The sequence below is a fragment of the Rhizobium acidisoli genome, from assembly GCF_002531755.2.
In the GTDB taxonomy this organism is placed as follows: domain Bacteria; phylum Pseudomonadota; class Alphaproteobacteria; order Rhizobiales; family Rhizobiaceae; genus Rhizobium; species Rhizobium acidisoli.
Genome location: NZ_CP034998.1, coordinates 1,750,716 through 1,774,465, shown reverse-complemented (window position 1 = coordinate 1,774,465; position 23,750 = coordinate 1,750,716). Strand labels below are relative to the sequence as shown.

General features: G+C 61.3%; 22 protein-coding genes. 15 read left to right on the top strand and 7 right to left on the bottom strand.

Annotated features, from left to right (window positions below):
* The first annotated feature begins 86 nt into the window (after positions 1–86).
* The 10 genes from CO657_RS08825 (at position 87) to CO657_RS08780 (ending at position 10,688) form a co-directional block, all read left to right on the top strand.
* Positions 87–1,079, top strand: coding sequence for an ABC transporter substrate-binding protein (locus CO657_RS08825; RefSeq protein ID WP_041671429.1), 993 nt, complete (start codon positions 87–89; stop codon positions 1,077–1,079).
* A gap of 117 nt (positions 1,080–1,196) precedes the next feature.
* The gene (locus CO657_RS08820; RefSeq protein ID WP_012557676.1) at positions 1,197–2,222 is read left to right on the top strand and encodes an ABC transporter substrate-binding protein; all 1,026 of its coding nucleotides are present in this window, start codon (positions 1,197–1,199) and stop codon (positions 2,220–2,222) included.
* Positions 2,223–2,310: 88 nt separating this feature from the next.
* Positions 2,311–4,542 (top strand): ABC transporter permease, encoded by a 2,232-nt coding sequence (locus CO657_RS08815; protein WP_012557675.1) that lies wholly within the window; start codon positions 2,311–2,313, stop codon positions 4,540–4,542.
* Positions 4,539–5,600, top strand: coding sequence for an ABC transporter ATP-binding protein (locus CO657_RS08810; RefSeq protein ID WP_054185306.1), 1,062 nt, complete (start codon positions 4,539–4,541; stop codon positions 5,598–5,600). The genes CO657_RS08815 and CO657_RS08810 overlap by 4 nt, the downstream gene beginning before the upstream one ends.
* A 61-nt stretch (positions 5,601–5,661) precedes the next feature.
* Complete coding sequence (locus CO657_RS08805; RefSeq protein WP_012557673.1) at positions 5,662–6,483, top strand: inositol monophosphatase family protein; 822 nt, start codon at positions 5,662–5,664, stop codon at positions 6,481–6,483.
* 130 nt (positions 6,484–6,613) lie between these two features.
* Positions 6,614–7,147, top strand: coding sequence for an NUDIX hydrolase (locus tag CO657_RS08800; RefSeq protein ID WP_012557672.1), 534 nt, complete (start codon positions 6,614–6,616; stop codon positions 7,145–7,147).
* A 57-nt stretch (positions 7,148–7,204) separates the two neighbouring features.
* Complete coding sequence (locus CO657_RS08795; protein ID WP_054185305.1) at positions 7,205–7,711, top strand: winged helix-turn-helix transcriptional regulator; 507 nt, start codon at positions 7,205–7,207, stop codon at positions 7,709–7,711.
* 13 nt (positions 7,712–7,724) lie between these two features.
* Entirely contained in the window at positions 7,725–8,990 is a 1,266-nt protein-coding gene (gene fabF, locus CO657_RS08790) for a beta-ketoacyl-ACP synthase II (protein ID WP_054185304.1), read from the top strand.
* Positions 8,991–9,070: 80 nt separating this feature from the next.
* Positions 9,071–9,499 carry a DUF4864 domain-containing protein gene (locus CO657_RS08785; RefSeq protein ID WP_054185303.1) on the top strand — a complete coding sequence of 143 codons (429 nt, stop codon included), beginning with the start codon at positions 9,071–9,073 and terminating at the stop codon, positions 9,497–9,499.
* Between the two features lie 106 nt (positions 9,500–9,605).
* On the top strand, positions 9,606–10,688 hold the full coding sequence (locus CO657_RS08780) for an acyltransferase family protein (protein WP_012557669.1): 1,083 nt from the start codon (positions 9,606–9,608) through the stop codon (positions 10,686–10,688).
* A 2-nt stretch (positions 10,689–10,690) separates the two neighbouring features.
* On the opposite strand, the gene tgt is transcribed toward CO657_RS08780, so the two are convergent.
* From tgt to coaD, 5 genes are all read right to left on the bottom strand, one after another.
* Positions 10,691–11,821, bottom strand: coding sequence for a tRNA guanosine(34) transglycosylase Tgt (gene tgt / locus CO657_RS08775; protein ID WP_012557668.1), 1,131 nt, complete (start codon positions 11,819–11,821; stop codon positions 10,691–10,693).
* Complete coding sequence (gene queA, locus CO657_RS08770) at positions 11,818–12,957, bottom strand: tRNA preQ1(34) S-adenosylmethionine ribosyltransferase-isomerase QueA (protein WP_012557667.1); 1,140 nt, start codon at positions 12,955–12,957, stop codon at positions 11,818–11,820. The genes tgt and queA overlap by 4 nt, the downstream gene beginning before the upstream one ends.
* A gap of 76 nt (positions 12,958–13,033) precedes the next feature.
* Entirely contained in the window at positions 13,034–13,543 is a 510-nt protein-coding gene (locus tag CO657_RS08765) for a peptidylprolyl isomerase (RefSeq protein WP_003573154.1), read from the bottom strand.
* A gap of 28 nt (positions 13,544–13,571) precedes the next feature.
* Positions 13,572–14,144 (bottom strand): peptidylprolyl isomerase, encoded by a 573-nt coding sequence (locus CO657_RS08760; protein ID WP_003586475.1) that lies wholly within the window; start codon positions 14,142–14,144, stop codon positions 13,572–13,574.
* Positions 14,145–14,231: 87 nt separating this feature from the next.
* The gene (gene coaD / locus CO657_RS08755; protein WP_054185302.1) at positions 14,232–14,726 is read right to left on the bottom strand and encodes a pantetheine-phosphate adenylyltransferase; all 495 of its coding nucleotides are present in this window, start codon (positions 14,724–14,726) and stop codon (positions 14,232–14,234) included.
* 105 nt (positions 14,727–14,831) lie between these two features.
* Between coaD and CO657_RS08750 the strand changes: the two genes are divergently transcribed.
* Entirely contained in the window at positions 14,832–15,104 is a 273-nt protein-coding gene (locus CO657_RS08750) for a hypothetical protein (RefSeq protein WP_054185301.1), read from the top strand.
* A 147-nt stretch (positions 15,105–15,251) separates the two neighbouring features.
* Positions 15,252–15,407 (top strand): hypothetical protein, encoded by a 156-nt coding sequence (locus CO657_RS36700; protein ID WP_003586478.1) that lies wholly within the window; start codon positions 15,252–15,254, stop codon positions 15,405–15,407.
* Between the two features lie 357 nt (positions 15,408–15,764).
* On the opposite strand, the gene gyrA is transcribed toward CO657_RS36700, so the two are convergent.
* Positions 15,765–18,590 carry a DNA gyrase subunit A gene (gene gyrA / locus CO657_RS08745; RefSeq protein WP_012557664.1) on the bottom strand — a complete coding sequence of 942 codons (2,826 nt, stop codon included), beginning with the start codon at positions 18,588–18,590 and terminating at the stop codon, positions 15,765–15,767.
* A gap of 249 nt (positions 18,591–18,839) precedes the next feature.
* Here gyrA and CO657_RS08740 point away from each other — a divergent pair, with 249 nt between their 5' ends.
* The gene (locus CO657_RS08740; RefSeq protein WP_054185300.1) at positions 18,840–19,487 is read left to right on the top strand and encodes a MarC family protein; all 648 of its coding nucleotides are present in this window, start codon (positions 18,840–18,842) and stop codon (positions 19,485–19,487) included.
* Between the two features lie 86 nt (positions 19,488–19,573).
* Here CO657_RS08740 and CO657_RS08735 read toward each other — a convergent pair whose 3' ends face one another.
* Positions 19,574–20,080 carry a single-stranded DNA-binding protein gene (locus CO657_RS08735; protein WP_003586486.1) on the bottom strand — a complete coding sequence of 169 codons (507 nt, stop codon included), beginning with the start codon at positions 20,078–20,080 and terminating at the stop codon, positions 19,574–19,576.
* 284 nt (positions 20,081–20,364) lie between these two features.
* On the opposite strand from CO657_RS08735, the gene uvrA reads away from it, so the two are divergent.
* Positions 20,365–23,286, top strand: coding sequence for an excinuclease ABC subunit UvrA (gene uvrA, locus CO657_RS08730; RefSeq protein ID WP_054185299.1), 2,922 nt, complete (start codon positions 20,365–20,367; stop codon positions 23,284–23,286).
* Positions 23,283–23,744, top strand: coding sequence for a GNAT family N-acetyltransferase (locus CO657_RS08725; protein ID WP_054185298.1), 462 nt, complete (start codon positions 23,283–23,285; stop codon positions 23,742–23,744). The genes uvrA and CO657_RS08725 overlap by 4 nt, the downstream gene beginning before the upstream one ends.
* Positions 23,745–23,750: the final 6 nt, after the last annotated feature.

Genomic DNA, 23,750 nt, shown 5'->3' with positions numbered 1-23,750 from the left:
AGATCTGACATGCTGGCTGTGGAGATTGGAACGGGAAGGTTCCAAGGGAGGCTTGCGTGAGAACATTGACCGCTTTTGCTGCGGGCATGGCTTTCTGGCTGTGCGGCGCAAGCCAAGGCATGACCGAGGCGAGATTGAACGTCCTGTGCGGCGTCGACGAAGCTTGGTGCATGACCATGGAAAAAGCGTTCGAGGCCCGGGCGGGTATCGATATCTCGATGGTTCGCAAGAGCACTGGCGATATACTCGATCAGATCCGTGCCGAAAAATCACATCCGACAGTGGATGTCTGGTGGGGTGGAACTGGCGATGCCCATCTCCAGGCTGCCTCAGAGGATCTGCTCGATCGATATCAGCCCGACCATGAACACGACATGCTGCCTTGGGCGCAGAACTTTTTTGCCATGTCCGGCTCACGTTCGGCCGCCATATATGCGGGGGCTTTGGGCTTCGCCTACAATTCCGATCTCCTCGCAGCGCTGAAGCTTCCGGCCCCGACCTGCTGGCAGGACCTGACGAAAGAGGCCTATCGCGGCCATATCCAGTCCGGCAATCCGAACTCCTCCGGAACGGCTTTCACGATGCTCGCCACGCTCGTGCAACTCCTCGGCGAAGAGGAAGCGTTCCGGTACATGGCGGCGCTCAACCGCAATATTGTCGAGTATACCCGGTCCGGCTCGGCGCCGGTAAAGGCTGCCGCCCGGGGCGAAATCCTGATCGGCATCTCGTTCATGCATGATGCGGTCACCCTGAAGGAAGCAGGCGCCCCTCTTGTCATCGTCGCTCCCTGCGAAGGGACGGGTTACGAGATCGGTGCGGTCAGCATCGTCAAGGGTAGCCGCAACGCCAGAGCCGCCCAGGCCTTTGTCGATTTCGCCCTCAGTCCGGAAGGCCAGGCGACAGGAGCCGCCGCCGGCCAGAACCAGGTTCCGTCGAACGCCAAAGCGGCTTTGCCGCCGGCTGCCCCCGACATCACCATGATCAAGATGGTGGATTATGACTTTGCAACATTCGGCTTGTCCGATGAGCGAAGTCGGCTGTTGACCCGTTTCGACACCGAGATTTCCCCGACCCAATAGGCCGGGATCCGACTTCCATCCGACCCCTGACAACCCGGTGCGATCGACGCGCCGCGACGGGCAGCGCTTGTGTCGCTGACCCACCCCCTCTCAGACGCAAGCAACAGGAGGATACCCATGCGACTGACAGTTCTTTCCACGCTTCTCTTTGCCGGAACGGCGCTGGCTGCCGGTTCGGTCCAGGCCGCCGGCGAGCTCAACCTCATCTGCTCGGCCGATGTCGTCATCTGCGAGCAGATGCAGGGCGACTTTGAAAAGGCTCACGACATCAAGGTGAATATGGTGCGCCTGTCATCGGGCGAGACCTATGCCAAGATACGCGCCGAGGCTCGCAACCCGAAGACCGACATCTGGTGGGCCGGCACGGGGGATCCGCATGTCCAGGCAGCATCGGAAAACCTGACGCTGGAATACAAGTCGCCAATGCTCGACCAGTTGCAGGATTGGGCCAAAAAGCAGGCGGAGAGCACCGGTTTCAAGACGGTCGGCGTCTACGCCGGTGCGCTCGGCTGGGGTTACAACACCGAGATCTTCAAGACCAAGGGTTACAAGGAACCCCGCTGCTGGGCCGATCTCCTGGCGCCGGAATTGAAGGGCGAAATCCAGATCGCCAATCCGAACTCCTCGGGCACTGCCTATACGGCACTCGCTTCGCTGGTGCAGATCATGGGCGAAGACCAGGCCATCGACTATCTGAAAAAACTAAACGCCAACGTCTCGCAATACACCAAATCCGGATCGGCTCCTGTCAAGGCGGCGGCGCGGGGCGAAACGGCCCTCGGCATCGTCTTCATGCATGACGCCGTCGCGCAGACCGCCGAAGGTTTTCCGGTCAAGTCGGTCGCGCCATGCGAGGGCACCGGCTATGAAATCGGCTCCATGTCGATCATTAAAGGCGCCCGCAATCTCGACAATGCCAAGATCTGGTACGACTGGGCGCTGCGACCCGAAGTGCAGTCGCGCATGAAGGATGCCAAGTCCTTCCAGCTGCCGTCGAACAAATCGGCGGAGGTGCCGAAGGAAGCGCCGAAGTTCGAGGACATCAAGCTGATCGACTACGACTTCAAGACCTATGGCGATCCGGCAAAGCGCAAGGCCCTGCTCGAGCGCTGGGATCGGGAAGTCGGCGCCATCGCCAACTGAAGATCGATGAGTGGCACGGCATCGCGGACGGTTCCGGGGTGCCGATCCATTCTCCCCTTTCATCAACGTGAAATAAGCGAGGTATGCCATGAGACGTGGCAATCGCCGATTGGACATCGTCCTTGGCCTGGGGGCGGCTGCCCTGATCATTGTCCCGTGGTATCGCATCGAGGGCGGCTTCTTCGGATTCAAGTGGCTGTCTGCCTTCCCCTTCTCCGCCGATGCGGCGCCAGGCGTGCTGCAAATCCTGCAGCACGGAAGAAGTTGGCTTGCGGGCGTGGTCCTGCTCTTTCTGCTCTGCTGTTTGGCGCGTCTGGTGCGCGATCCGATGCGGCGCGGAACCTTGCTCGCCTCGCTCGGTGCCGTCGGCCTCGTCTTCCTGTCTCTGCAGGGATTGGCGATCGGCTTTTCCGGTTGGACCTGGGCAATCAGTGAAAACCTGTTCGGCATGTTATCCGAGGGACAGCCATCGATGGGTGCCGGCGCGGTCCTCATAGCGCTGGTTTTCGTTCTTCTCTTTGCCTTCGGACTGGCCGAACGCGGGGTGATGAAGGGGGACGCCTTCATCGTCGGTTCGATTTGCATTCTTGCGTTTCTGGTCACCGTCTTCGTTTTCTATCCGATCGGCAGCATGTTCATCGCTTCGGTGCAGGACTTCGACGGCTCCTTCAATCCGGATGGTCTTATACGCAACATTCAGGACCCCGGCATTTGGAGCCTGGCCTGCATAGCGGGCGAAGAACGTTGCGGCGTTGCCTGGCGCACGCTCCTTCTCGCCCTCATGACCGCTTCCGGCTCGACCCTGCTCGGCCTCGGCTTTGCGCTGGTGGCGACGCGCACGCGCTTTCCGTTCAAAAAGGGATTGCGCCTGCTGACGGTGCTGCCGATCATTACACCGCCCTTCGTCATCGGCCTGGCGCTGACACTGCTGTTCGGCCGCGCCGGGATCATCACCGAGACATTGTCCAGCCTTTTGGGCATCGAGCCGGGCCGGTGGCTCTATGGGCTCACCGGCATTTGGATCGCCCAGGTTCTCTCCTTTACGCCGATCGCCTTCCTCGTCCTCATCGGCGTCGTCGAAGGCGTCAGCCCCTCGATGGAGGAGGCATCGCAGACCCTGCGTGCCGGTCGCTGGCGCACGTTCTGGCGCGTCTCCCTGCCGCTGATGAAGCCAGGTCTCGCCAATGCCTTCCTGATCGGGTTCATCGAGAGCATGGCCGATTTCGGCAATCCGCTGGTGCTCGGCGGCACGCATGGCGTGCTTTCGACGGAAATCTTCTTTGCGGTCGTGGGCTCGCAGAACGATCCGTCGCGCGCCGCCGTTCTTGCCATCGTGCTCCTCTGCTTCACACTTTCGGCATTCCTTGCCCAGCGTCTTTGGCTATCGGGCAAGAGCTTTGCCACGGTCACCGGCAAGGGCGACAGCGGCGCCCATATCGCCTTGCCGCGCGGCCTTTCCATTGCCGCGCATGTGGTGGTCATTCCGTGGATGATTTTCACCGTCGTCGTTTATGGAATGATCCTGATCGGCGGTTTCGTGAAAACCTGGGGCCTCGACAACTCGTTGACGCTCGGCCACTACGTTCGCGCCTTCTCGATCGATTTCTCCAATGGCGGGATCGCTTGGACCGGCGTGGCGTGGAATTCCTTCTGGACGACGATGGAGATCGCGCTCGTCTCCGCGCCCTTGACCGCTGCGGTGGGCTTGCTCACAGCCTATATCATCGTACGGCAGAAATTCGTCGGGCGGAACGTCTTCGAATTCGCCCTGATGATGAGCTTCGCCATTCCCGGAACGGTCATCGGCGTCAGCTACATCATGGCTTTCAACCTGCCTCCGGTCGAGATGACCGGCTCGGCGCTGATCCTCGTCCTGTGCTTCGTCTTCCGCAATATGCCGGTCGGCGTTCGCGGCGGCATCGCAGCGATGAGCCAGCTCGACAAGAGCCTGGACGAAGCGTCGCTGACTTTGCGTGCGGACAGTTTCCGCACGATCCGCAAGGTGATCCTGCCCTTGCTGCGGCCAGCCATCACCGCTGCGCTGGTCTATTCCTTCGTTCGCGCCATAACCTCGATCAGCGCCGTCATCTTCCTCGTCAGCGCGGAATACAACATGGCCACGTCCTATATCGTCGGCCTCGTCGAGAATGGCGAATACGGCGTGGCGATCGCCTATTCATCCATGCTGATCGTGGTCATGAGCATTGTCATCGCCGGCTTCCAGCTCGTCGTCGGCGAGCGCCGTCTACGCCGCGAAAATCGCGTCGCCGGCACCAGCCCAGCTCCCTCTGTTCCTCTCGGTCAGGAGAAAACCGCATGATCACCGTCAAACCCGGTTCCGTCACCTTCCAGAACGTGCGCAAGTCTTTCGGTGCATTTACGGCCATCCCGGACCTTTCTCTCACCATCGAGCCTGGCACGCTGGTAACCTTGCTCGGCCCATCCGGCTGCGGCAAAACCACCACGCTGCGCATGCTGGCCGGGCTCGAGCATCCGACATCCGGACGCATCCTGATCGGCGGTGCTGAAGTTACCATGCTGCCCGCCAACGAGCGCGATGTCTCGATGGTGTTCCAGTCCTATGCCTTGTTTCCGCACATGACGTCGCTCGATAACGTCGCATACGGCCTGCAGTCGTCGGGTCTCGGCAACAAGGAAGCCCGGGAAAAGGCTGAGGAAGGATTGAAGCTCGTCGGCCTTGCGGGCATGTGCCATCGCCTGCCGGCCGAGCTTTCCGGCGGCCAGCAGCAACGCGTCGCGGTTGCCCGCGCGCTTGTGCTCGAGCCGCAGGTGCTGCTGCTCGACGAACCGCTCTCCAACCTCGATGCACGCCTGCGCCGCCGGGTGCGCACGGAAATCCGCGAACTGCAGCAGCGGCTCGGTTTCACCGCCGTCTATGTCACGCACGACCAGGATGAGGCTCTGGCGGTGTCCGACCGTATCATCGTCATGAAGGATGGCGAGATCGCCCAATCCGGGACGCCGCGCGAGCTCTATGAAACACCGGCATCGTCCTTCATCGCCGATTTCATGGGAGAAGCCAATGTCATCCCTTGCGAAGTGATCGGCGTCGAAGGTACGGAGGCGCTCATCCGCGTGGCCGGCGTGGACCATCGTTTGCCGGGCCGTAACGCAAAGCCCGGCATGGCAAAACTCGCTGTGAGGCCCGGATCGATCACCATAGCGGCAGCCGGCCAGCAGGGCCTGCCGGGACGCGTGCTCCACAGTGCCTATCTCGGCGGGCATGTCGAATATGAAGTCGAGACCGATGTCGGAACGCTGTTCATCATCGACCACGCAGTCGAAAGGAACCTGCCGCCTTCGAGCGATGTCACACTCGGGTTCGAGAACCGTGGCATCGCGCTGATCAATGCCTGAAACATTTGGGCCTGAAACATTTGGGCCTGAAACATTTGGAATGCGAATAAAGGATAGCAATATGACTATGCATGACACCGACCTGGAGCGGCGCTTCACCCTGGCCAAATCCCTTGCTGCGGAAGCTGGTGCTATGGCGCTCGACTATTTCAATAAGCGCGAGACTCTCGTGATCGAAACAAAGCGCGATCTTCAGGATGTCGTGTCGATCGCCGATCGGAGCGTCGAGACCTTTCTGCGCGAGCGGGTTGCGGCAGCAATTCCCGAGGACGGTTTCCTCGGCGAGGAGTTTGGCCATCAAGCGGGAGGTTCCGGCTATACCTGGGTTGTCGATCCAATCGACGGCACCGCGCCATTCGTCAATGGCATGCCCACCTGGTGCGTTTCGATCGCTGTCCTCTATCAAGGCGTCCCGGTCATCGGCGTGATCCAAGCGCCCTGTGCGAATGAGCTTTATGCCGCAGCCGCCGGCCTTGGAGGGAGCTTGAATGGCGAGAGGCTTTCGCTCGATCCCTCCCGCACGATACAGAACGCCATGACCGGTATTGGCTGCAATACGCACGTCGCTCCAGAGATTGTCGGCTCCATCATAACAGCGTTGCTCGCCAGCGGCGGCACGTTCATTCGGAACGGCTCCGGAGCGCTTATGCTTGCCTATGTGGCTGCAGGGCGTCTTGTCGGCTATTACGAACCTCACATGCGGGCTTGGGACTGCATGGCCGGCTATTGCCTGGTCAAAGAGGCCGGGGGCGAGTACCTACCCTTTCCGACCGAGGGGGAAGATCTGTTCAAGGGCCATCCCGTTCTTGCGAGCAATGTTTCCGCGTATCCGGAGTTGCTGGCAATTCACAATCTGCGTAACGGCGATAGGACCGCATTATAGAGCACGCTAAGTGGCGGCGAGCGCGGGGATGACAACGGCGAATGGTTGCGCCTACAACTGATTGTCAGAATCTGTCATGAACAGGCTCAGGCAGGTGAAGAACAAGCGACTTCAATAACCTTCGATCGCCATGAAGACTCCGAGAAAACGCAGCAAGCCTCGACCAGACAAGTCTCAGCCATTGCTGCGGCAGCTCGCCGCCGTTCCTGCCAAGCTGTTTTCGGGCGCATTCCGCCAACAGTACGGCGCGATTTGCTTCCGCTTCATCAATGACGGACCGGGAATCGAAATCCTGGTGATCACATCGCGCGAGAGTGCGCGCTGGGTCATTCCGAAAGGGTGGCCGATGAAAGGGAAGAAGCCGTTCGAAGCGGCGGCGATCGAAGCCTGGGAGGAAGCAGGCGTGCGCGGGACGGTGAGGAAGAAACCGGTCGGCCGCTACACTTATCTGAAAGACCTCGACGATGGCGACGTAGCTCCCTGCATCGTCGATTTGTTTCAGGTTGAAGTCATCGAGATCAGCAACGACTTCAAAGAGCAAGGCCAGCGCATTTTGGAATGGGTCAGCCCCGATGAAGCGGCACGACGCGTTCGTGAGGTGGAACTGAAATCGCTGCTCGTCGAATTCGACGTTCGCCGGCGCAGGAAGCGCGATGCTCGCTGACAGCTGTCCTCCATTAGTTACTTGCATGATGATAGTCACTGCTGTAGTGACATCACCATGCAGCGGACGAGCTTCAGCCAATTCAAATGCCCGGCAGCGCGCGCGCTCGACAGCGTCGGCGACTGGTGGAGTATCCTCATCCTGCGCGACGCCTTTCAGGGGATTTCGCGCTTCGACGATTTCCAGAAGAGCCTCGGCGTGGCGCCGAACATCCTAACGCGGCGGCTGAAACACCTGACGGATCAGGGGCTGTTCGAGCGGCGGCTCTATCATCAGCGCCCTGCCCGCTACGAATATCGGCTGACGGACAAGGGCCGTGATTTCTTTCCGGTGCTGATGACGCTGTTTTCCTGGGGAAGCCGGCACATTCCGGAAGAAGATCTTGCCTTTCTGCTCAGCGACGCCGCCTCCGGCAAAGAGCGCCAGGCGGTGCTGGTCGACGCACGGACCGGCGAACAAGTGACTCCCGAAAACACCAGCCTGCTTGCAGGCCCCGCAGCCGACGACGCGGTGCACGAGCGGATCGCCCGCATGCGCGCCTGGTATCTCGGCATCGACGCATAGAGAGGAAACTATCATGGATCGCATCGTCGTCACCGGCATGGGACTTGTCTCGCCGCTCGGCAGTGGCGTCGAGCTCGCCTGGAGGCGCCTTCTTGACGGCGGCTCGGGGCTGAGGCTGCTTTCGGACGATGTCGTCGGCGAGCTGCCGGCCAAGGTCGGCGGCATTGTTCCCGGCACGACCGAGGATGTGGAGGCCGGTTTCGATCCCGACCGTTACATCACGCCCAAGGACCAGAAGAAAATGGACCGCTTCATCCAGTTCGCCATGGCGGCGACGGAGGAAGCGGTGAAGCAGGCCGGCTGGATGCCGACCGACGAAGCGAAACGCGAGCGCACCGCAACGATCATCGCCTCCGGGGTCGGCGGCTTTCCGGCGATCGCCGAAGCGGTGCGCATCGGCGAAACGCGCGGCGTGCGGCGGCTGTCCCCCTTCACCGTGCCCTCTTTCCTCGTCAATCTCGCCGCCGGTCAGGTCAGCATCCGTTACGGCTTCAAGGGGCCGCTCGGCGCGCCGGTGACGGCGTGCGCGGCCAGCGTCCAGGCGATCGGCGATGCGGCGCGGCTGATCCGCTCCGGCGAAGCGGATGTGGCGATCTGCGGCGGCGCCGAGGCCTGTATCGACAAGGTGAGCCTCGGCGGCTTTGCCGCTGCGCGTGCGCTTTCCACCGGCTTCAACGAGACGCCGGAGCTGGCGTCGCGGCCCTTCGACACGGCGCGCGACGGTTTCGTCATGGGCGAAGGCGCCGGCATTCTGGTCATCGAAACACTTGAGCATGCGCTTGCCCGCGGGGCGACGCCGCTCGCCGAACTCGTCGGCTACGGCACGGCGGCGGATGCCTACCATATGACCTCAGGCCCCGAAGACGGCGACGGCGCGCGCCGGGCAATGGAGGCAGCCCTCCGGCAGGCGAAGATCCCGGCATCCGAGGTCAAGCACCTCAACGCGCATGCGACCTCCACACCGGTCGGCGACAGAGGCGAGATCGCGGCGGTCGCCACGGTCTTCGGCCGCAATGGCGGCATTGCCGTCAGCGCGACGAAATCGGCGACCGGCCATCTGCTGGGTGCTGCCGGCGGGCTGGAGGCGATCTTCACCATCCTGGCGCTGCGCGACCAGATCGCGCCGCCGACCCGCAACCTGGATCAGGCCGATGCCGCCGCCGATGGGATCGATATCGTCGGCAAGACGGCGCGGTCGCTGCCCATGGACTACGCCATCACCAACGGTTTCGGCTTCGGCGGCGTCAATGCCAGCGCGCTCTTCCGCCGCTGGTCGTAAAGTCCGCTTTTCTTAAGTAAAAAATCGCCTACACTTCTATTCTATCGGGGATCATTCTCCGATAGAGCTGGAGATCCCCCATGCGCGCCTTCTTCGCAGTTGTCATTCTGTGTGCCGCGTCCCTCTTCTCCACCGTATCGGCTCGCGCCGAAGACCCGATCGACACGACGCGGACGATGATCGAGGAACAGATCACGGCCTTCCTCAAGGACGACGCCGAAACCGCCTATTCCTTCGCCGCTCCCGGCATCAGGGCGATGTATCCCGACAAGAACCTGTTCTTCGCCATGGTGAAAAAGAGTTACGAGCCGGTCTATCATCCAGGCAACTACGCCTTCGGCCGCAGCCGCTCGATCGACAACGGCGCACTGATCTATCACGAAGTGCTGATCTCGGGCCGCGATGGCAAGGACTGGACGGCGATCTACCAGATTACCCGCCAGCCGGACGGCAGCTACAGGATCAACGGCGTGCAGATCATGCCGGATGCCGACAGCAAAGGGATCTGACGCGCTATTCTTGGCTGGATGAAACACTGCCCAGCACCTGGATCTGTTGCACTAACTATTTTGAAATGGTGCTGGAGTAAAAAACCGCCAGCAGGGGATTGGCAGATTGAATACCGGAAAGCAATTTTTCACGGCTCTTGAAGCGTTGCGGGGAATCGCGGCCATCATGGTCATGTTCCTACACACCGGCGGCACGCTTGGTCCGATACCTGTCAATATCAGCTACCTTGCCGTTGATCTCTTCTTTCTCTTGAGCGGCGTCGTTCTTGCAAATTCATACGAAAGGCAACTGGCAACGGGACAGATTTCGCCTGCCGGATTTCTGCTGCAGCGGATCATTCGGCTTTATCCTGTTTATCTGCTTTCTCTTCCTGTTGGCCTTGTCAGCTATTCAGTTCAATTCGGCTTCGATTACCTTACCCTGATCGGCCTTCTGCTGAGGGCGATTCTGTTCATTCCAAATGCAGGCACGGGCGGCGCCTTTCCGTTAAACGGGCCGAGCTGGTCGCTCTTCTTCGAACTCTGGGCTGGAGTGCTGTTTTCCATTCTTCTCGTACGACTATCGTCCAAAACCTTGCTCGCCATCGCCCTCGGGACAGCGGGTATCACCTTGTACGGAGCCCTTGGAGGCAATTTCGACATTGGCCATCAGGCGGGCTACTTCGGATTTGGCTTTTCGAGAATTTTGTTCTCGTTCTCGCTCGGGATCTGCCTTCACAGGTTGTACGAGCTTCGGACGCTGAATGAAGTCAATAGAGGCAACACCATCGGCATTTTCCTCTGCGGTTGCCTGATTGCGATCACGAATATACCCGCAAGCACATTCTACGGTTTTCCCTATTTTGATCTTTTCATATGCTTGGTGATTTTCCCGGCCATTGTCTGGGGTGCGATGCGCACTGGGCAGACCGGCCTTGTCGAGCTGGCATTTCGTTGGCTGGGGATCGTTTCCTATCCGATTTATATCCTGCACGCGCCCATCTTCGAGTTGCTGCATTTGCTGCGGCAAAAGGGCTTTGACCTTCCTGCCTCCCCTGCAGCCGGTATGGTCGTCGTGATAGCGATTTTCATCATGGCCGGCGTCGTCGCCATTCACTTCGACGAGCCGGTGCGCAAAAAGCTCAAAACAATGATTGCGCCAAGACCAGCATCTGAGCTTCCCGCGGAGAGCCGCGCTGGAGCGAGCTAGCCTTAGACCGGGTCGAGATCGCCTCTTGCCCATTCCTCCATCGTCTCCGCCATGAAATCGGCGAAGCGGCCTTCGGCGATCGCCTTGCGGATGCCCTGCATCAGTTCCTGGTAATAGGCGAGATTGTTCCAGGAGAGCAACATGCCGCCGAGTGCTTCGTTGGAGCGGACGAGATGGTGCAGATAGGCGCGTGAATAATCGCGCGAGGCCGGGCAGTTCGACTGATCGTCGAGCGGGCGCATATCCTCGGCATGACGGGCATTGCGGATATTGACCTTGCCGCGGCGGGTAAAGGCCAGGCCGTGGCGGCCGGAACGGGTCGGCATGACGCAGTCGAACATGTCGATGCCGCGGGCAACCGATTTCAGGATATCATCCGGCGTGCCGACGCCCATGAGGTAACGCGGCTTTTCCCCGGGGAGCACCGGCAGTGTCGTGTCCAGCATCTGCAGCATGACATCCTGCGGCTCGCCGACGGCAAGGCCGCCGATGGCATAACCCTTGAGGTCGAGCTCGCTCAGCGCCTGCGCCGAACGAACGCGCAAAGCGGGAATATCGCCTCCCTGGACGATGCCGAACATCGCCTTGCCAGGCTGCTCGCCGAAGGCGACCCGGCAGCGCTCGGCCCAACGCAGCGACATTTCCATGGCGCGCTCAATCTCCCGCGGCTCAGCCGGCAGTGCCACGCATTCGTCGAGCTGCATCTGGATGTCGGAGCCGAGAAGGCCCTGGATTTCGATGGAACGCTCCGGCGACATATGGTGCAGGCTGCCGTCGACATGCGACTTGAAGGTGACGCCCTGCTCGTCGAGCTTGCGCAGACCGGAGAGCGACATGACCTGGAAGCCGCCGGAATCCGTCAGGATCGGGTGCTCCCAGCGGATCAGCTTGTGCAGGCCACCGAGGCGGGCGACGCGCTCGGCGCTGGGGCGCAGCATCAGGTGATAGGTATTGCCGAGGATGATGTCGGCGCCGGTTTCGCGCACCTGGTCGAGATACATCGCCTTGACCGTGCCGACGGTCCCCACAGGCATGAAGGCCGGCGTGCGGATCGTGCCGCGCGGCATGGAGATTTCGCCGAGGCGCGCGCCGGCATCGGTCTTCTTCAACGTGAATTGGAAGTTCTCTGTCATTTGTCTTTCCGGAAAAGAAGGCTCGCGTCGCCGTAGGAGTAGAAGCGGTAGCCTGTCGAAATGGCGTGTTTATAGGCCGCGTGCATGGTTTCGAAGCCTGAAAAGGCCGAGACCAGCATGAACAGCGTCGAGCGCGGCAGGTGGAAATTGGTCATCAGCATGTCCACAGCCTTGAAACGGTAGCCGGGCGTGATGAAAATGCCGGTGGCGCCGCTCCAGCCGCGGATCTCGCCGCTTTCTTCCGCGGCACTTTCGATCAGCCGCAGCGAGGTGGTGCCGACGCAGACGATGCGCCCGCCCCTTGCCTTGACGGCGTTCAGCCGGGCGGCGGTCTCTGCGCTGACAGTGCCGCTTTCCAGATGCATCTTGTGATCGGCGGTATCGTCGGCCTTGACGGGCAGGAAGGTGCCGGCGCCGACATGCAGCGTGACGAAGTGACGTTCTATGCCGGCTCTGTCGAGTGCTTCGAACAGCGCGGGCGTGAAATGCAGGCCGGCGGTGGGCGCGGCGACGGCGCCCTCCTCGCGGGCATAGATCGTCTGATAGTCCGCGCGGTCGCGCTCGTCCTCGGGACGCTTGGCGGCGATATAGGGCGGCAGCGGAATGTGGCCGACGGCGGCGATCGCCTCGTCGAGCGCCGGGCCGGAAAGATCGAAGGCAAGCGTCACTTCGCCCGCTTCGCCCTTTTCCTCGACGGTGGCATCGAGCGAACCGAGCAAGCAGCTTTCACCCGAATGACCGAAGGCGATGCGGTCGCCCTCCTTGATGCGCTTGCCGGGCTTGGCAAAGGCCTTCCAGCGGCTGGGGCCGACGCGCATATGCAGCGTTGCTGACACCTGCTGGCCGCCGGCGCCGTCGCGATGGCGAATGCCTTCCAACTGAGCGGGAATGACCTTTGTGTCGTTGAAGACCAGCGCATCGCCCGCCCGCAGGAAGGATGGCAGATCCCCGACGCGGTGATCGGAGAACGCGCTTTCCGCATGGGGCCTGCTTTCCGCATGGGGTACGCTTTCCGCATGGGGCCTGCTTTCCGCATGCGGATTGACGACGAGCAGGCGCGCGCTGTCGCGCGGCTCGGCAGGCCGCAACGCGATGCGTTCATCCGGCAGATCGAAATCGAAAAGGTCTACGCGCATAACGGCACTTTCAGGCAAAGCGAAACCCGCCCCCACGCGGTTGACGCGCAAGAGCGGGTTTCAGCAGAAATCACAATCAGACGTCGGCGGCAACCCGCATCGAGACGATCGAGTCCGGATCGGAAACCGGCTCGCCGCGCTTGATCTTGTCGACGTTGTCCATGCCTTCGATGACCTGGCCCCAGACGGAATACTGCTTGTTCAGCCAGGGCGCGTCGGTGAAGCAGATGAAGAACTGCGAATTGGCCGAGTTCGGGTTCTGCGAACGGGCCATCGAGCAGGTGCCGCGCGTATGCGTGGTGGCGGAGAATTCAGCCTTCAGATCCGGCTTGGAGGAGCCGCCCATGCCGGCACGGCCGGGATTGAAGGTTTCCGAACCCTTCTTGCCGAATTCGACATCGCCCGTCTGCGCCATGAAATCCTGGATGACGCGGTGGAAGACGACGCCGTCATAGGCCTTTTCGCGGGCGAGTTCCTTGATGCGGGCGACATGCTCCGGGGCGACCTGCGGCAAAAGCTGAATGACAACCTTGCCCTTGGTGGTTTCCAGAATGATCGTGTTTTCGGGATCCTTGATCTCGGCCATTGTCTTCTCCTCTTGTTTCTCTCGTAACTTACTTCTTGCCCAGGGTGACCTTGATCATCCGGTCGGGACTTTTGACTTCGCCGTTCTGGCCTTCGCCGCGCTTGATCTTGTCGACATTCTCCATGCCGGAAACGACCTTGCCGACAACGGTGTACTGGCCGTTGAGGAAGGAGCCATCGGCGAACATGATGAAGAACTGCGAATTGGCGGAATTCGGATCCTGCGAGCGGGCCATGCCGACCGTGCCGCGCACGAACGGGGTCTTGGAGAACTCGGCCGGAATATCCGGCATGTCGGAGGAGCCGGTGCCGGCGAGGCTCGCATCGAAACCCTTTTCCATATTGCCGTATTTGACGTCGCCGGTCTGGGCCATGAAGCCGTCGATGACGCGGTGGAAGGCGACGTTGTCGTATTCGCCCTTCTTGGCCAGCGCCTCGATCTGGGCGACATGCTTCGGCGCAACCTCAGGCATCAGTTGGATGACGACGGGGCCGTTCTTCAACTGGATGGTGAGATAATGATCGGCTGACTGGGCGAAGGCATCCCCCGCGAAGGAGGCGAGATACAACACGCCGGCAAATGCGAGATAAAAGAGTTTCATGTGGGCTCCGTTGCGGCGGGTTCCGCCTGGTCTTTGCGCGCTGGACTTGGTTCTTATCAGACTTTGTACTTGTTAGACTTGTACTCGTCAGTCTGGGCGCTTGGATGTGAGGGCTTGCAAGACGGCGGCCGGCACGAAGGCGCTGACATCGCCGCCCATGGCGGCGATCTGGCGGACCAATGTGGCGGTAATGGGCCGCGAGGCCGTGCCCGCCGGCAAAAAGATGGTCTGGATATCAGGCGCCATCGTCCGGTTCATGCCGGCCATCTGCATTTCGTAATCAAGATCGGTGCCGTCGCGAAGACCGCGGATCAAAAGCGTGGCGCCATGGCTGCGGGCGGCATCGACGACCAGATTGTCAAAGGCGACGACGTCGATGTCGCCGGTCTTGCCGGGCAGCACTTCAGCTAGCGAAAGGCGGATCAGCTCGGCTCTCTCCTCGAAGGAAAAGAGCGGCGTCTTGCCGGGATGGATGCCGATCGCGACGATCACCTTTTCGGCGACGTTCAGCGCCTGGACCAGAACATCCACATGCCCGTTGGTGATCGGGTCGAAGGACCCGGGGTAAAAAGCTGTCGTCATCTGGCCCGACCGTTGGTTTGACGCCTTTTGTCACGGATGCTGCCTTCTCGCAAGTCATTTGGCCGCAAGTGATTTGGCCAATCATCCCGGACGGTTGAACGGCGGATGAATGGCCCGTTCAAGGCGGTTTCAGACAGGATCTGCTTAACTCGGATCATCAACGCAGCCGATGCCATTCCGGCAACCGGCGCTCCCCGAAAGACCAAGTCCATGCTGATCGTGCTCGTTGCACTTGCCGTCGTTTCCTCCCTCGCCGCTGAGATGGCCTATGGCTATTTCGCCGACCGCTACGAGGTGAACTGGGTACGGCCGGCGCTTGCCGAGCATGCGGCGATCGTGCGCGCCCAAGGCCGGTTGCGTGCGAAAAACGAGGTTTGAATCTGAACGCCAGATGAACGAGACATTCAAGGAGGCTTCAGATCGGCATTGGTAAACACCGGTCAACATCCGGCGGAACCATTTTAAAACGGATGCGTTCATTCAACCGACACATAGATGCGATTATCGCGGCAGGAAGGACTAAAGATGCCCGGCAAGATTACGATGATTAACGTGCTCTGGATGGTAATGGTCACGGGCATGCTGACCGCAACTGTCGCTCTCTATGATCAGAAGATTGATACGTCCAAGGTTTATGGTCCCTACGCTTCGGCCCGGACGGCCGTACTGGGCCAGTACTGAGGGGCGAGAACGCAACTCCCCAGGAAAGGAATGCCTATGTTCACGATCTTGACAGTGCTCACCGCCCTCATCAGTGTCATGTTCATAGTGTCTGTCGCCTCGACGATATCAGCGCTCCGGCGCGAAGGTGAAGAGGTAAAGGCGCTGAACGAAAAACATAGAGCGTTCTAACCTTGCTTTTTCCAAGCCCTTCCCCTGAGCGGCACCCTTCCGCTGCCCAGGGCCTTTCAAAGCCGGATGCACCCAGCGTTCGGCTTTTTCTTTGGGCCTGGTCTTGAACCACTCCCTAAAGCGCGTCGCGATCCATGCTTTAGCTTGAAAAGAAAAGGGCGGCCCGAAGCCGCCCCGTTCATCTGATCATTCCTCGGCCGGCCCGGCCGGATCACCATCGGCAATCGGCGCCTCACCGGCAGCACCTTCGTCGGTCGCAGGGGCGCCGCCTTCGGCAACCTCGACAGCCTCCTCCGTCTCATCCTCCTCAGGCTCGCTGATGCGCTCGACCGAGACGACCTTTTCGTCCTTAGCCGTCGAGAAGATGGTGACGCCCTTGGTGGCGCGGCTGGCGATGCGGATGCCGCCGACCGGCACGCGGATCAGCTGGCCGCCATCGGAAACCAGCATGATCTGGTCACCGTCATCGACTGGGAAGGCCGCAACCAGTTCGCCGATCTCGCCTGTCTTCGACGTGTCGGTGGCGCGGATGCCCTTGCCGCCGCGGCCGGAGATGCGGAAGTCATAGGAGGAGGAACGTTTGCCGAAGCCTTTCTCGGAAACAGTGAGCACGAACTGCTCGAGCTGCTTCAACTCCTCGTAACGCTCGTCGGAGAGCTGTCCCTCTTCGGTGACCTCCTCGCCGACCAGCGCGATCTCCTCGGCCTCACCCGTCGTCAGGCGGCGGTCGTTGGCGGCGCGCTTCAGATAGGCGGCGCGTTCCCATGGCTCGGCGTTGACATGGCGCACGATGGTCATCGAGATGATGCGGTCGCCGCCGGCAAGGCTGATGCCGCGCACGCCGATCGAGTTGCGGCCGGCAAAGACGCGGACGTCGTCGACGGAGAAGCGGATGCACTGGCCGAGCGCCGTCGTCAGCAGCACGTCGTCACTTTCCGTGCAGGTCTCGACGGAGAGGATTTCGTCGCCCTCCTCCTCGAGCTTCATGGCGATCTTGCCGTTGCGGTTGACCTGGACGAAGTCCGACAGTTTGTTGCGGCGAACCGTGCCACGCGTTGTCGAGAACATGACGTCGAGATTGTCCCAGCTCTCCTCGTCCTCGGGCAAGGGCAGGATTGTGGTGATGCGCTCGCCTGGAGCGAGCGGCAGCATGTTGATCAGCGCCTTGCCGCGCGACGTCGGCGTGCCGATCGGCAGGCGCCAGACCTTTTCCTTGTAGACGATGCCGCGCGAGGAGAAGAACAGGACCGGCGTATGGGTATTAACAACGAATAGCCGGCTAACAAAATCCTCGTCGCGAGTGGTCATGCCGGAGCGACCCTTGCCGCCGCGGCGCTGGGCGCGGTAGGTGGTCAGCGGCACGCGCTTGATATAGCCAAGATGCGAGACGGTAACGACCATGTCCTCGCGGGCGATCAGATCCTCGTCGTCCATTTCGAGGCCGCCATCGACGATCTCGGTGCGGCGCGGCGTGCCGAATTCGTCGCGAACGGCGATGAGCTCATCCTTGACGATGGTCTGAATGCGGACGCGTGAGGAGAGAATATCGAGGTAATCCTTGATTTCCTCGCCGATCTTGTTGAGTTCGTCGCCGATTTCGTCGCGGCCAAGCGCCGTCAGGCGGGCAAGGCGCAGTTCGAGGATGGCGCGGGCCTGCTCTTCGGAAAGGTTGTAGGTCAGGTCCTCATTGATGCGATGGCGCGGATCGTCGATCAGACGGATCAGGCTTTCGACATCTTCGGCCGGCCAGCGGCGGGTCATCAGCTCTTCGCGGGCCGACTGCGGATCGGGCGCCTGACGGATGACGCGGATGACTTCATCGATATTGGCGACGGCAATGGCGAGACCGACCAACACATGAGCGCGGTCACGCGCCTTGCGCAGCAGGAATTTCGTTCTCCGGCTAACGACCTCCTCGCGGAAGGAGACGAAGGCGCGCAGCATGTCGAGCAGGGTCAGCTGCTCCGGCTTGCCGCCGTTCAGCGCCACCATGTTGCAGCCGAAGGACGTTTGCAGCGGCGTATAGCGATAAAGCTGGTTGAGAATGACCTCGGCATTGGCGTCGCGCTTCAATTCGACGACGACACGATAACCCTGGCGGTCGGATTCATCGCGCAGGTCGGAGATGCCTTCGATGCGCTTGTCGCGCACCAGTTCGGCCATCTTCTCGATCATCGTCGCCTTGTTCACCTGGTAGGGAATTTCGGTGATGATGATCTGCTCGCGGTCGCCGCGCATCGGCTCGATGGCCGCGACACCACGCATGATGACCGAACCGCGGCCGGTCTCATAGGCCGAGCGAATGCCGGCACGGCCGAGGATCTTTGCACCCGTCGGGAAGTCGGGGCCGGGAATGATCTGCATCAGGTCCGGCAGTTCGATCGCCGGATCGTTGATCAGCGCGATGCAGCCGTCGATGACTTCTGACAGGTTATGCGGCGGAATATTGGTCGCCATGCCGACGGCGATGCCGCCGGCGCCGTTGACGAGCAGGTTCGGGAATTTGGCCGGCACCACGACCGGCTCGGAGAGCGTGCCGTCGTAGTTGTCGCGGAAATCGACGGTTTCCTTATCGAGATCGTCGAGCAGCGAATGGGCAGCCTTTTCGAGGCGGCATTCGGTGTAACGTTCGGCCGCCGGCGGATCACCGTCGACCGAGCCGAAATTGCCCTGGCCGTCGATCAGCGGCAGACGCAGCGACCAGGGCTGGGCCATGCGGGCCAGCGCATCATAGATCGCTGAATTGCCGTGCGGATGGTATTTACCCATCACGTCACCGGTGACGCGGGCGCATTTGACGTATTTCTTGTTCCAGTCGATGCCGAGCTCGGACATGCCGTAAAGGATGCGCCGGTGCACGGGCTTCAGGCCGTCGCGCACGTCGGGCAGCGCGCGGCTGACGATGACGCTCATAGCGTAATCGAGATACGACCGCTGCATTTCCTCCATGATGGAGATGGGCTCGATGCCTGGCGGGAGCTTCCCGCCGCCGGGGGGTGTTTGCTCAGTCAAAACAGATCACGATCTCTTCTAGAATCACTTGAAGATTTATAGCGGAAAGCCTGTTCCCGCGCCAATTTCACGGGGCGTTTTGAACAGGCTTTTGCGGCTTAAAGAGGGTAAAACATGCAAGTCGCTCGGCCACACCGGACAAATCCGCCGCGGGCCGCCGCGGGATATTTGCCAAATCGTAATCGCCGCTTCACAATCACAAAAACCACGCATAAAAACCACGCGACTATATGGGGTTTTCGAGGGACGATGGCAAGCGCCGACCAATTGATCAACGCCTTCACGACGCTCATCGTCACCATCGATCCGCCGGGGCTCGCGCCGATCTTCCTGGGGCTGACGACAGGCATGAGCCGCGCCCAGCGCACGCAGGTGGCGCTGCGCGGCTCGACCATCGCCTTCATCATCCTTGCCGTCTTCGCCCTGTTCGGCGCGAGCGTGCTCGGCGTGCTCGGGATCTCGATCGGCGCCTTCCGCATCGCCGGCGGATTGCTGCTCTTCTGGATCGCCTTCGAGATGGTGTTCGAGCGGCGGCAGGAGCGCAAGGAGAAGGCCACCGAGGCGGCTGTCACCAAGGATCATATCGAGAATATCGCCGTCTTTCCCCTCGCCTTGCCGCTGATCGCCGGCCCGGGCGCGATCTCGGCGACGATCCTGCTTGCCGGCACGCTGCCGACATCCGTCGAAAAAGTCCAGTTCATCGCCGTCATCGCCGCCAATCTGTTGCTGACCTTTCTCATGCTGCTGATCGCCGATAGGCTCGACCGCTTCCTCGGCGTCACCGGCCGGGCGATCCTGACGCGGCTCCTCGGCGTCATCCTCGCCGCCCTTGCAGTGCAATTCGTCGTCGACGGCGCGAAAGCGGCGCTCAATCTGATCAGCGCGACGCCGCACTGATTGGTGCAAAACCAAAGAAAAAGAGCATGACGCCATCAAAGGCATCATGCTCTCGGATAGTTTACAGATCCGGGAAAAACGGTCGATCAGAACGGGATGTCGTCGTCGAGATCGCGCGAGAAGTTGCCGCCGCCACCGCCGCGGCTTGGCGATGATGAAGGAGCCGGGGCGCCGTAGTCATCGCCATAATCATTATTGCTGCTGCCTCGGCCGCCGCCGGAGCTTGCACCGCCGCCTTCGCCGCGGCCGTCAAGCATGGTCAGGGTCGAACCGAAGCCCTGCAGCACCACTTCCGTCGAGTAGCGGTCCTGGCCCTGCTGGTCCTGCCATTTGCGGGTCTGCAGCTGACCTTCGATATAGAGCTTGGCGCCCTTCTTCACATATTGCTCGACCACCTTGCAGAGGCCCTCGTTGAAGACGACGACGGTGTGCCATTCGGTCTTTTCACGGCGCTCGCCGGAATTGCGGTCGCGCCAGGTCTCCGAGGTCGCGATACGGAGATTGGCGATCGGCCGACCATCCTGCGTGCGGCGGATTTCCGGGTCCGCACCGACGTTTCCAATGAGAATTACCTTGTTTACGCTACCAGCCATGCTTCTCACCCTGCCTGCCGCCCTGCCCGGCGGCGTTTCAATCGATCGGCGCACCTTAAACCATCACGGACCGCCGATGCGCATGGGCGGCATTTAATCCACATGTTTATCCATCAGAACGCCGCATGCATCCATCAGGAAATTTGTTCTTTATTTGTTCTAGTTTATCCGTATGATCCTGTCAACAGAATCGAAAACCTTCAGTGTTGCAGACATTCAGCCTCGACTCGCCGGTCGGCATCACTAAATAAGGGCTGTTATCCCAAAGGACCAAAGCTGAGACGATGAGCGAACTGAAGACGATCTCCATCCGCGGCGCGCGCGAGCACAATCTCAAGGGCATCGACCTCGATCTGCCGCGCAACAAGCTGATCGTCATGACCGGGCTTTCGGGCTCCGGCAAGTCCTCGCTTGCCTTCGACACGATCTATGCCGAGGGCCAGCGCCGCTATGTCGAGAGCCTGTCGGCCTATGCCCGGCAGTTCCTCGAGATGATGCAGAAGCCCGACGTCGACCAGATCGACGGGCTGTCGCCGGCGATCTCGATCGAGCAGAAGACCACCTCGCGCAACCCGCGCTCGACGGTCGGCACAGTGACCGAGATCTACGACTATATGCGCCTGCTCTTTGCCCGCGTCGGCGTTCCCTATTCGCCGGCGACCGGCCTGCCGATCGAGAGCCAGACGGTCAGCCAGATGGTCGACCGCATCCTCGATTTCGGCGAAGGCACCCGTCTTTATATTCTCGCGCCGCTCGTGCGCGGGCGCAAGGGCGAATACAAGAAGGAACTGGCGGAGCTGATGAAGAAGGGCTTCCAGCGCGTCAAGGTCGACGGCCAGTTCTACGAGATCGCCGAGGCGCCGGTACTCGACAAGAAATACAAGCACGACATCGACGTGGTGGTCGACCGCATCGTCGTGCGCTCGGATGTCTCGGCCCGCCTGGCCGACAGCCTGGAGACCTGCCTGAAGCTCGCCGATGGGCTGGCGGTTGCCGAATTTGCCGACAAGCCGCTGCCGCCGGAAGAGACCTCGGCCGGCGGCTCGGCCAACAAGTCGCTGAACGAGACGCATGAGCGCGTGCTGTTTTCGGAGAAATTCGCCTGCCCGGTTTCCGGCTTCACCATTCCCGAGATCGAACCCAGGCTGTTCTCGTTCAACAATCCCTTCGGCGCCTGCCCGACCTGCGACGGCCTCGGCGCCCAGCAGAAGATCGATCCGGATCTGATCGTACCCGAGCCCGAACGGACGCTGCGGGACGGCGCGATCGCTCCCTGGGCCAAGTCGACCTCCCCCTATTACAACCAGACGCTCGAGGCGCTCGGCAAACATTACGGCTTCAAGCTCGGCACCCGCTGGAACGATCTCTCCGACGAGGCCAAGGACGTCATCCTCAACGGCACCGAGGACAAGATCGAATTCCATTATGCCGACGGCGCCCGCTCCTATACGACGCAGAAGAATTTCGAGGGCATCATTACCAATCTCGAGCGCCGCTGGAAGGAGACCGATTCCGCCTGGGCGCGCGAGGACATCGAGCGCTTCATGTCGGCAGCCCCCTGCCCGTCCTGCAGCGGCTTCCGCCTGAAGCCGGAAGCGCTGGCGGTGAAGATCGCCACGCTGCATATCGGTGAGGTCACCGGCATGTCGATCCGCGTCGCCCGCGACTGGTTCGAGACGCTGCCGGCCAGCTTCAACGCCAAGCAGAACGAAATCGCCGTGCGCATCCTCAAGGAAATCCGCGACCGGCTGCGCTTCCTCAACGATGTCGGCCTGGAATATCTGAGCCTGTCGAGAAATTCCGGCACGCTGTCGGGCGGCGAAAGCCAGCGTATCCGGCTGGCCTCGCAGATCGGCTCGGGGCTGACGGGCGTGCTCTACGTGCTCGACGAGCCGTCGATCGGCCTGCATCAACGCGACAATGCCCGGCTGCTCGACACGCTGAAGCACCTGCGCGACATCGGCAACACCGTCATCGTCGTCGAACATGACGAGGATGCGATCATGACGGCCGACGACGTAGTCGATATCGGCCCGGCCGCCGGCATTCACGGCGGCCGGGTCATCGCCCACGGCACGCCGCAGGATATTATGGACAATCCGCAGTCGCTGACCGGCAAATATCTGTCCGGCGAACTCGGTGTTCCCGTTCCCCACGAGCGCCGCAAGCAGAAGAAGGGCCGCGAGATCAAGGTGGTCGGGGCGCGCGGCAACAATCTGAAGAACGTCACGGCGGCAATCCCGCTCGGCGTGTTCACCGCGGTGACCGGCGTTTCCGGCGGCGGCAAATCCACCTTCCTGATCGAGACGCTCTATAAATCGGCCGCACGCCGCGTCATGGGCGCACGCGAAAACCCCGCCGACCACGACCGCATCGACGGCTTCGAGCATATCGACAAGGTGATCGACATCGACCAGTCGCCGATCGGCCGCACGCCGCGCTCGAACCCGGCGACCTATACCGGCGCCTTCACGCCGATCCGCGACTGGTTTGCCGGTCTGCCGGAAGCAAAAGCGCGCGGCTACCAGCCGGGCCGCTTCTCCTTCAACGTCAAGGGCGGGCGCTGCGAGGCTTGCCAGGGCGACGGTGTCATCAAGATCGAAATGCACTTCCTGCCCGATGTCTACGTCACCTGCGACGTCTGCCACGGCAAGCGCTATAACAGAGAGACGCTCGACGTGACCTTCAAACAGAAGTCGATCGCCGACGTGCTCGATATGACGGTGGAGGAAGGCGTCGATTTCTTCGCGGCAGTACCAGCCGTACGCGACAAGCTGCAGGCGCTGAAGGATGTCGGCCTCGGTTACATCAAGGTCGGCCAGCAGGCGAACACACTTTCCGGCGGCGAGGCGCAGCGCGTTAAGCTCGCCAAGGAGCTGTCGAAACGCTCGACGGGGCGCACGCTCTACATTCTCGACGAACCGACGACCGGCCTGCATTTCCACGACGTCGCCAAGCTGCTCGAAATGCTGCACGAACTGGTGAACCAGGGCAACTCCGTGGTGGTGATCGAGCACAATCTCGAAGTCATCAAGACGGCCGACTGGGTGCTCGATTTCGGCCCCGAAGGCGGCGATGGCGGCGGCGAGATCGTGGCGTTCGGCACGCCGGAGGCGATCGTCAAGGAGAAGCGCTCCTATACCGGACAGTTCCTCAAGGAATTGCTGGAGCGGCGGCCGGCAAAGAAGGCGGTTGCGGCGGAATGACGATGAGGCTGGCGTCGCCCGATGATCTGGAAAGGGTCGCGACGCTGACGGCAGCCGCCTATCGGCCCTATACCGAGCTCTTCGGCGCTCCGCCGATCCCGGTGACGGAAGACTATATGCCACGGATCGAACGCGGCGAGGTCTGGCTGTGCGAGGTCGGCGGCGAAACGGCCGGCCTGGTTGTCGTCGAGCGGCATTCCAATCACCTCATGCTGTTCAGCATCGCGGTGTCGCCGGCCTTTCAGGGTGGCGGGCATGGGCTGGCGATGCTCCATTGGCTGGAGGGCAAGGCGCGCGAATGGGCGCAGCCTGAGATCCGGCTCTACACCAATGCCCTGATGGAACGGAATATCGCGCTTTACAGCGCCTTCGGGTTTCAGGAAACGGGTCGCCGGCCGAACCCTTATCGGCCAAGATGGACCCTCGTCGACATGATGAAACAGATCAACGCAGCCTGAGCGGCT

Excerpts from the sequence above, each read along its gene's own strand:
- CO657_RS36700 (WP_003586478.1), top strand. The coding sequence starts at position 15,252 with ATGCCCGGCAAGATTACGATGATTAACGTGCTCTGGATGGTAATGGTC.
- CO657_RS08785 (WP_054185303.1), top strand. The coding sequence starts at position 9,071 with ATGCGCGCCTTCTTCGCAGTTGTCATTCTGTGTGCCGCGTCCCTCTTC.
- CO657_RS08825 (WP_041671429.1), top strand. The coding sequence starts at position 87 with ATGGCTTTCTGGCTGTGCGGCGCAAGCCAAGGCATGACCGAGGCGAGA.
- CO657_RS08740 (WP_054185300.1), top strand. The coding sequence starts at position 18,840 with ATGGCAAGCGCCGACCAATTGATCAACGCCTTCACGACGCTCATCGTC.
- CO657_RS08810 (WP_054185306.1), top strand. The coding sequence starts at position 4,539 with ATGATCACCGTCAAACCCGGTTCCGTCACCTTCCAGAACGTGCGCAAG.
- CO657_RS08750 (WP_054185301.1), top strand. The coding sequence starts at position 14,832 with ATGAATGGCCCGTTCAAGGCGGTTTCAGACAGGATCTGCTTAACTCGG.
- tgt (WP_012557668.1), bottom strand. The coding sequence starts at position 11,821 with ATGACAGAGAACTTCCAATTCACGTTGAAGAAGACCGATGCCGGCGCG.
- CO657_RS08805 (WP_012557673.1), top strand. The coding sequence starts at position 5,662 with ATGACTATGCATGACACCGACCTGGAGCGGCGCTTCACCCTGGCCAAA.
- fabF (WP_054185304.1), top strand. The coding sequence starts at position 7,725 with ATGGATCGCATCGTCGTCACCGGCATGGGACTTGTCTCGCCGCTCGGC.
- queA (WP_012557667.1), bottom strand. The coding sequence starts at position 12,957 with ATGCGCGTAGACCTTTTCGATTTCGATCTGCCGGATGAACGCATCGCG.
- CO657_RS08725 (WP_054185298.1), top strand. The coding sequence starts at position 23,283 with ATGACGATGAGGCTGGCGTCGCCCGATGATCTGGAAAGGGTCGCGACG.
- coaD (WP_054185302.1), bottom strand. The coding sequence starts at position 14,726 with ATGACGACAGCTTTTTACCCCGGGTCCTTCGACCCGATCACCAACGGG.
- CO657_RS08765 (WP_003573154.1), bottom strand. The coding sequence starts at position 13,543 with ATGGCCGAGATCAAGGATCCCGAAAACACGATCATTCTGGAAACCACC.
- CO657_RS08800 (WP_012557672.1), top strand. The coding sequence starts at position 6,614 with ATGAAGACTCCGAGAAAACGCAGCAAGCCTCGACCAGACAAGTCTCAG.
- CO657_RS08795 (WP_054185305.1), top strand. The coding sequence starts at position 7,205 with ATGCAGCGGACGAGCTTCAGCCAATTCAAATGCCCGGCAGCGCGCGCG.
- CO657_RS08760 (WP_003586475.1), bottom strand. The coding sequence starts at position 14,144 with ATGAAACTCTTTTATCTCGCATTTGCCGGCGTGTTGTATCTCGCCTCC.
- CO657_RS08820 (WP_012557676.1), top strand. The coding sequence starts at position 1,197 with ATGCGACTGACAGTTCTTTCCACGCTTCTCTTTGCCGGAACGGCGCTG.
- uvrA (WP_054185299.1), top strand. The coding sequence starts at position 20,365 with ATGAGCGAACTGAAGACGATCTCCATCCGCGGCGCGCGCGAGCACAAT.
- CO657_RS08735 (WP_003586486.1), bottom strand. The coding sequence starts at position 20,080 with ATGGCTGGTAGCGTAAACAAGGTAATTCTCATTGGAAACGTCGGTGCG.
- CO657_RS08815 (WP_012557675.1), top strand. The coding sequence starts at position 2,311 with ATGAGACGTGGCAATCGCCGATTGGACATCGTCCTTGGCCTGGGGGCG.